This is a genomic window from Bacillus sp. SIMBA_031, from assembly GCF_046535225.1.
GTDB lineage: Bacteria > Bacillota > Bacilli > Bacillales > Bacillaceae > Bacillus > Bacillus velezensis.
This window is the reverse complement of record NZ_JAWRXC010000052.1, coordinates 1-396: the sequence shown is the minus strand read 5'-3', so window position 1 is coordinate 396 and position 396 is coordinate 1. Positions and strand designations below refer to the sequence as shown.

Sequence of the window (396 nt, the reverse complement as noted above, 5' to 3'; positions counted from 1 at the left end):
CGGCTGCTGGCACGGAGTTAGCCGGTGCTTATTCGTATAGTACCTTCAGCTACCCTCACGAGGGTAGGTTTATCCCTATACAAAAGAAGTTTACAACCCATAGGGCCGTCGTCCTTCACGCGGGATGGCTGGATCAGGCTCTCACCCATTGTCCAATATTCCTCACTGCTGCCTCCCGTAGGAGTCTGGTCCGTGTCTCAGTACCAGTGTGGGGGATCACCCTCTCAGGCCCCCTAAGGATCGTTGACTTGGTGAGCCGTTACCTCACCAACTATCTAATCCTGCGCGTGCCCATCTCTATCCACCGGAGTTTTCAATTTCAAATGATGCCATTCAAAATATTATGGGGTATTAATCTTCCTTTCGAAAGGCTATCCCCCAGATAAAGGCAGGTTG

Annotated in this window: 1 rRNA gene; it reads right to left on the bottom strand. The window is 51.0% G+C overall.

What is annotated here, in order from left to right:
* Positions 1-396 (bottom strand): 16S ribosomal RNA (locus tag SB724_RS19470); the annotation flags it as partial.